Origin of the sequence: Streptomyces sp. CC208A, from assembly GCF_030010625.1 — a bacterium.
In the GTDB taxonomy this organism is placed as follows: Bacteria; Actinomycetota; Actinomycetes; order Streptomycetales; family Streptomycetaceae; genus Streptomyces.
The window spans coordinates 1-425 of the sequence record NZ_JASCXN010000122.1; the positions used below are offsets into that span (position 1 = coordinate 1).

1 protein-coding gene is annotated in these 425 nt (G+C 75.3%); it reads right to left on the reverse strand.

What is annotated here, in order from left to right; translation table 11 throughout:
- Positions 1-425: Holliday junction DNA helicase RuvB C-terminal domain-containing protein (locus tag QK442_RS36270; protein WP_282698401.1), on the reverse strand; the 425-nt coding region annotated here is incomplete at both ends.

Here is a 425-nt window from a genome sequence, read left to right on the forward strand (position 1 = left end):
CGGGCCAGGAGCCCCTCCCGTACGAGGAAGGGCTCGGCGACCTCCTCGACGGTCTCGCGCTCCTCCCCCACGGCGACCGCGAGGGTGGACAGGCCGACGGGCCCGCCGCCGAAGAGCTTCAGGAGGGCTTCGAGGACGGCCCGGTCGAGGCGGTCGAGGCCGCGGCCGTCCACCTCGTACACGCCGAGGGCGGCGGCGGCGATCTCCCGGGTGACCACTCCGTCGGCCTTCACCTGGGCATAGTCGCGGACGCGGCGCAGCAGCCGGTTGGCGATGCGGGGGGTGCCGCGGGAGCGGCCGGCGATCTCGGCGGCGCCCGCCGGGTCGATCGTCACGTCGAGGAGCCCGGCCGAGCGGGTCACGACCCGCTCCAGCTCGTGCGGCTCGTAGAACTCCATGTGGGCGGTGAAGCCGAAGCGGTCGCG